At 68.7% G+C, this 5,749-nt stretch carries 8 protein-coding genes; 4 read left to right on the forward strand and 4 right to left on the reverse strand.

Annotated features, from left to right (window positions below; all coding sequences use genetic code 11):
* Positions 1-976, reverse strand: a 976-nt coding sequence (locus GRX66_RS15715) for an NAD(P)/FAD-dependent oxidoreductase (RefSeq protein ID WP_159527379.1), incomplete at its 3' end; no start/stop codon positions are given.
* Between the two features lie 169 nt (positions 977-1,145).
* On the reverse strand, positions 1,146-1,553 hold the full coding sequence (locus tag GRX66_RS15720) for a helix-turn-helix domain-containing protein (protein WP_159527380.1): 408 nt from the start codon (positions 1,551-1,553) through the stop codon (positions 1,146-1,148).
* Positions 1,554-1,714: 161 nt separating this feature from the next.
* On the opposite strand from GRX66_RS15720, the gene GRX66_RS15725 reads away from it, so the two are divergent.
* The 4 genes from GRX66_RS15725 to GRX66_RS15740 all read left to right on the forward strand — a co-directional run bounded on the left by GRX66_RS15725 (position 1,715) and on the right by GRX66_RS15740 (position 4,066).
* A complete protein-coding gene (locus GRX66_RS15725; protein WP_159527381.1) occupies positions 1,715-2,155 on the forward strand; it encodes a DUF302 domain-containing protein in 441 nt (146 codons plus the stop codon).
* Between the two features lie 4 nt (positions 2,156-2,159).
* Positions 2,160-2,723 (forward strand): class I SAM-dependent methyltransferase, encoded by a 564-nt coding sequence (locus GRX66_RS15730; protein ID WP_159527382.1) that lies wholly within the window; start codon positions 2,160-2,162, stop codon positions 2,721-2,723.
* Between the two features lie 103 nt (positions 2,724-2,826).
* Positions 2,827-3,276: a pyridoxamine 5'-phosphate oxidase family protein gene (locus GRX66_RS15735; RefSeq protein WP_159527383.1), complete on the forward strand. Its 450-nt coding sequence runs from the start codon at positions 2,827-2,829 to the stop codon at positions 3,274-3,276.
* A 103-nt stretch (positions 3,277-3,379) separates the two neighbouring features.
* Complete coding sequence (locus tag GRX66_RS15740) at positions 3,380-4,066, forward strand: hypothetical protein (protein WP_159527384.1); 687 nt, start codon at positions 3,380-3,382, stop codon at positions 4,064-4,066.
* Here GRX66_RS15740 and GRX66_RS15745 read toward each other — a convergent pair.
* Entirely contained in the window at positions 4,022-4,762 is a 741-nt protein-coding gene (locus GRX66_RS15745) for a TVP38/TMEM64 family protein (RefSeq protein WP_159527385.1), read from the reverse strand. The two genes, GRX66_RS15740 and GRX66_RS15745, sit on opposite strands and share 45 nt — an antisense overlap.
* A 233-nt stretch (positions 4,763-4,995) precedes the next feature.
* On the reverse strand, positions 4,996-5,607 hold the full coding sequence (locus GRX66_RS15750) for a hypothetical protein (protein WP_159527386.1): 612 nt from the start codon (positions 5,605-5,607) through the stop codon (positions 4,996-4,998).
* Positions 5,608-5,749: the final 142 nt, after the last annotated feature.

The raw sequence follows: 5,749 nt of genomic DNA on the forward strand, positions 1-5,749 counted from the left end.
CCGCGATGTCGCCGACCTCGGTCGGGGAGCCGGTGACCGTCTGCCCGATGGCGCGACCGGCCCGGTTCGCGGTCAACGCCAGCGGGACGTGTTCCGGGCCGCCCGTGACGACGTGGCGCGCCTCGGCGCAGTCCCCGGCCGCGAAGACGTTCTCGTAGTTCGTGCGGCCGTACTCGTCAGTCGCGATGGCCCCAGTCGGCCCGAGTTCGATGCCGGCGTCGGCCGCGAGGTCGACGTTCGGTTCGACGCCCACGCCGACGATAGCGACGTCAGCTGGCTCGCTGCCGTCCTCCAGGTGGACGCGCTGAACGCCGTCGTCGCCGGTGAACCCGGAGACCGCCGTCTCCAGGTGGAGGTGGACGCCCCGCTCGCGGAGGTGATCCTCGACGCGCTCCGCGACAGCCTCCCCGAACGGCTGGAGGACGTGCGGCAGCATCTCGTAGAGGTGGACGTCGGCGCCGCGAGCGGCCAGCGCCTCGGCCATCTCGATGCCGACGTAGCCGCCACCGACAACGGCCGCGGTTTCGGGCGCATGCTCGGTGACGTACGCCTCGATGGCGTCCGCCTCGTTCATGTCGTGGATGGTGAACACGCCGTCGAGGCCCATGCCGTCGAACGGCGGTTCGATTGCCGACGCGCCCGTCGCCACGAGGAGGCGGTCGTATGGTTGCTCGAAGGGTTCGGCGCCGCCGTCGACCGTGACCGTCTCCGCCTCGGGGTCGATGCCGACGACTTCGTGGCCGGTCCGAAGGTCGATGTCGCGCTCGTCGCGGAACGCATCGGGGGTCACCTGCACGAGGTCGTCCAGGTCGTCGACGTCGCCCTTCACGTAGTAGGGCATCCCGCAGGCGGCGTACGACACCCACTCTCCCTTCTCGAAGACGACGACGTCCAGCTCGGGGGTCTCCCGTTTCGCCTTGCTCGCGGCACTCATCCCCGCCGCGTCACCGCCGATGACGACGAACGTGTCGCTCATGTATCGGTCTTCGACGGGCACGCCCAAAAGTATTCCGCGGAATGCACAATATTACAAACGACTACTGTCGGTGCCGAACCTATCAGTGTCCTTCCGAGCGTCGTTCCCCCCGGGCCACCGTTGCTGGCTCGGGCCCCCTCGGCTCTGTCGCCCCACGGTCGCGTTCCGCCTACTGGTCCCGGATCGACCGGGTGCAGGCGTCGCCCGACGCGTCCGGCTGCTCGAACTCGTGGATGAGTTGGCTGACGTTCGCGTACCAGTCGTTCAGGAGCCGCTGCATGTCCCGGGCGACGGTCTCCGGCTGCCGCGGCCGATACACGTGGTAGTACCCGCCCTGCTCGTAGTTCACCTGCGACTGGACGACGACGTCCGCGTCCACGAGCCGCGAAATGGACCGGTAGGCCGTGGTCCTGTCGCACCCATTCCGGTCGGCGACGTCGTCGACCGTGAGCGCTTCCCCGGCTTCCTGGAGCACCTGGAACACCTCCCGGTCTCGGTCGTTGAGCCCGTGGATGCACGCCAGGAGGTCCAGACACTCCAGGTCGCGTTCGAGCTCTGCACTCACTGAATCCACCATCTTGTCCAGCGCTACGAGTCTCAGGGGATTAAGGTTGTTCCCGAACAGCACAATACTGTGGCTCCGTTCGTGAAGCTGCAGTCCCTAACCGGGAACGCTGTCGCGTCCAACGCGAATGTTCCAAAAGGGGTTTTGCCCCGTGGGCCCACTACATCACACGAATGGCGCTTCCCATCGACCCGACACAGATTGACCCTGCGGACGTCGGCGAACAGCAGACCACTCTCGAGATGGACCACGAGGCGGCCGTCGAACACGCCCGCGAAGTGTTCACCGAGGCCGGGTTCGGCGTCCCGGTGGAGTTCTCCGTCTCGGAGATGCTCAACGAGAAGGTGGACGCGGGCCGGGACCCATACCACGTGCTCGGCGCGTGCAACCCGGACGTCGCGGACAAGGCCCTCGACGCCACCGACAATCAGCTCGGCGCACTGATGCCGTGCAACGTCGTCGTCTGGGAGGAGGAGCCCGGCCGACAGCGCGTCTACCACGTCTCAATCATGCGCATCGCGCGCCTCGTCGGGATGGCGCCCGACGACGAGACGATGGCCGGCATCGTCGAAGAGACCGGCGAGATGGTCGACGAAGCGTTCGCGAACCTCTGATTCGATGGGGTACCACACCTTCGACGCCGACGGCGCCGACAAACTCGAGGAGGCGGCGAGACGCTACCGGTTCCTCTCCGCGGAGGAACTCCTCTGGGCGGTATCGCCGGACGGCGACACCGTCGCCGACCTCGGGAGCGGCACCGGCTTCTACACCGACGACGTCGCCGACCGCGCCGAGCAGGTGTACGCCGTCGACGTGCAGGACGCGATGCACGAGTACTACCGGGAGAAGGGCGTGCCCGAGAACGTCGAACTGGTGACCAGCGGCGTCAGCGACCTCCCGCTGGCGACCGGGAGCCTCGACAGCGCGTTCTCGACGATGACGTACCACGAGTTCGCCGGCGACGACGCCCTCGACGAGGTCGACCGCGTGCTGCGCCCCGGCGGGACCCTCGTCGTCGTCGATTGGGGGGCCACCGGAAACGGCGAGCACGGCCCCCCGGTCGACGAACGATTCAGCGCCGCGGACGCCGCGGACGCGCTCCGCGCGAGCGGCTTCGCGGTCACCCACGAGGCGGTCCGCCCGGAAACGTTCCTCCTGGTCGCTCACACCACGCACGAGTAGCGCCGCCGACCCTGGGTGCAGAGCACGAGTAGCGCCGCCGACTCCTCGCGGCGGACCCGCCTCGTGCGTGGGGTTTTCACACGCGGCGCTCGTATGGACAGTCATGAGCAACGACGCGGCAATCCGCTTGGACGACGACGAACGGGACGCGTTCCTCGGGAACGGCGGCACGGGCGTCATCTCGCTGGACACGGCAGACGGCGACCCGCCGCACTCCCTCCCCGTATCCTACGGGTACGACGCGACGACCGAGACGTTCTACTTCCGACTGGCCGTCGAACCCGGCACCGAGAAGGGCGAATTGGACGGCCGAGCGGCCTCGTTCGTGGTGCACGGGGAGTCCGACGACCGCTGGCACAGCGTCGTCGCCGAAGGCCGACTCGACTCGACTGACGACGAGTCCGTCGAAATGGAGACGCTGGAGGCGTTCGACCGGATACACATCCCCCTCGTCGACATCTTCGGAGAGCCCCCGCGGACGGTGTCCTTCGAGTTCTACCGCCTCGACCCGGACCGGATCGGGGCCCGGACGGAGTCGAGCTCCGGGGTATGAGGCTGCCGGGTCGGCGGGCGGAACCGGGACGGGGAGGACAGCGGTCGGCCAAAGAATCATATCGCGTTGCCGCGATTGACAGCCTACCGGTGGACTCGACTCCATGAATGCCGTCGTCGCGGGACTGCTGTTCGCACTCGTCGCCGCCACCCTGCTCGTGCTGGCAGTCGCCGCGCGTCGCGGGAACGGCGCTGCGATGGTCAACGCGGCGGCCTCACTGGTCGTCGCCGTCGTCGCAATCGTCGTCGCCTCGGGGTTCCAGTTCGACGGCGGGCAGTTCGTCGCCCCGGAACTCGCTGTCTGGGCGGCGGTCGCTGGATTCCTGCACTCCGTCGGGATGCTCGGTCCCTACGACTCCGTCTGGTGGTGGGACCACCTGACCCACACCGTCTCCGGGACCTTGCTGACGGCCCTCCTGTACGCTGCCATCGTCGTCACCGTCGACGGGGCGTGGTCCGACGCCACGATTGCCGCCGCGACGGTCGCGCTCTCGTTGCTCGCGGGCGTCTTCTGGGAGCTCATCGAACTCGCCGCGCGAGCCGTCGGCGAGCGGTTCGGCATCGAACCGGTGCTGGTGCACTACGGGTGGCGAGACACCGCCTACGACCTGCTGTTCGACCTCCTCGGCGCGGTCGCCGTCGTCGCGCTCGACGTGCGGGCGTTCGTTCCCATCGCCGCGGAGGCCCCGGGGCTGACGCGCCAGGTACTCGTCTGGACGACCGGGGCCGTCGTCGTCGGGACGGTGTTACTGGGCGCTCCCCTCGTCAGACGCGTCGGCGAGCCGTCGTAGCAATTCGTCGCGCCACACGTACCCCAGTGCCGAGAGCACCGAGAGCAGGGTGACTAGCGCGACGGCGCCCAGCTGGTCGCCCGCCTCGAGCTGCGCGCCGGCCGCGTTTGCGACGAGGAACCCGGGGAACCGGCCGACGAACGACACCACGAGCATGTCCCTGATGCGGAGCCTGGTCAACCCCGCAACGAAACAGATGAGGTCGTCCGGCAGCCCGGGCACGAGGAACACGGCGAACAGCGCGAGCAAGCCGCGACGCTTGACGACGGCGTCGAACTGGTCGACGAGTTCTGGTTCGATGGCGCGCTCCACGTGCTCGCGGCCGAACCGCCGCGACAGCCGGAACACGACGTAACTCCCGACGGTCGCGCCGAGCAGACTGTACAGCGTCCCGTACGCCGTTCCGAAGAGGTAGCCGCTCACGAACGCCAGGACCTGTCCGGGGATGGGCGCGAGGACGACCTGGCTGGCCTGCGCCAGCACGAAGACTGCGGGCGCGAGCGGGCCGGTGGCTTCGATTCTCGCGCGAAGCGCGGCTGCGTCAGTGAGCCAGGGCAGCCAGCGGTCCACGACGAGGGCACTGGCGACGAGGAGCGCGACGAGGACGAGGAGCCAGGCGATCGTCCGCCGTCTCGCTGTCGGCGACGTGAACACCGCTCGTACCGTTCGGGACTTCTGCTCTCGTAGCGATTTCATCGGGGGTCTGGTAGCGCCTGGACGTGTCACGGGCGGGGGACCACCGAGCCCGCGGCCGGGACACAGACTGATACTAGATTGGTATATTGTCACCGGATAGGGTTTTCGTCGGGTCCCACCGGCTGAGAACGCCTGCCCGATTCGTCCCGACGAAAGCGCTCCCTCGCCGACTCGGAGCCTATTCCGCGTCGTGTTGCGCGTCGTTCGTGATGCCGGTCAGGCACAGGTGCCACTCACTGCGAGTGGACGGCGGGGTCGACGCGGCTCCCGACCCAGAGGAGTGTCGCGACCAGGAGCGCGACTGACAGCGGGACGAGCCACTGGAACGCGGCGACGAGGCCGGCGGTGGCCTGCAGACCCAACACGATGAGCAGGGTCGGGCCGCAGCACGCGAACCCGGAGAGGAGCGCCGGGACGCCCGCCGCCGCGCCCGCAGTGGACCCGAGGCCGCAGGCCGCGGGACTGCGGTATGCGACCCACGAGACGGCGAGGTTCGCGCCGACGAGCGAACCGAGGCCGAGGCCGAGCAGCGTGTTCACGGGAGAGAACAGCAGTTCGACCGGGCCGGCGGCGAGCAGCGCGATGGGTTCGTACTGGTAGGGCGCCATCACGTCGGTCGCGCGTGCGAGCGGGTCGCCGACGACCACGAACGCCGTCCCGCCGTCGTTCGCGTTCAGGAATCCGATGCCGGCCAGGTAGACGGCGAGGTAGCCGCCGGTCGCCAGCGCGAACACGACGCTCCCGTCGCGCCGGCCGAGCGAGCCGCGAACGGCCAGCGCGGTTCGTCGAACGAGCGCGGCGACGACGGTGCAGTCCTCGACGTTGAGTACGAGGGCGGCATCCAAGGAGTTCGTCCAGTACAACGAGAGCCGCCAGGAGCTCCACGACGACGTCATCTACTTCGAACGGGAGGACGAGGGCATCCAGGTCGAGATCGCGATGCAGGCGACCGACGACCTCCAGTCCTCGACGCACGCTTTCGCGAAC

Source organism: Halobacterium bonnevillei (assembly GCF_009831555.1).
Classification (GTDB): domain Archaea; phylum Halobacteriota; class Halobacteria; order Halobacteriales; family Halobacteriaceae; genus Halobacterium; species Halobacterium bonnevillei.

What these genes read in the sequence shown, in the direction of transcription:
- GRX66_RS15720 (WP_159527380.1), bottom strand. Translation starts at nt 1,553, where the DNA reads ATGGTGGATTCAGTGAGTGCAGAGCTCGAACGCGACCTGGAGTGTCTG.
- GRX66_RS15725 (WP_159527381.1), top strand. Translation starts at nt 1,715, where the DNA reads ATGGCGCTTCCCATCGACCCGACACAGATTGACCCTGCGGACGTCGGC.
- GRX66_RS15730 (WP_159527382.1), top strand. Translation starts at nt 2,160, where the DNA reads ATGGGGTACCACACCTTCGACGCCGACGGCGCCGACAAACTCGAGGAG.
- GRX66_RS15735 (WP_159527383.1), top strand. Translation starts at nt 2,827, where the DNA reads ATGAGCAACGACGCGGCAATCCGCTTGGACGACGACGAACGGGACGCG.
- GRX66_RS15740 (WP_159527384.1), top strand. Translation starts at nt 3,380, where the DNA reads ATGAATGCCGTCGTCGCGGGACTGCTGTTCGCACTCGTCGCCGCCACC.
- GRX66_RS15745 (WP_159527385.1), bottom strand. Translation starts at nt 4,762, where the DNA reads ATGAAATCGCTACGAGAGCAGAAGTCCCGAACGGTACGAGCGGTGTTC.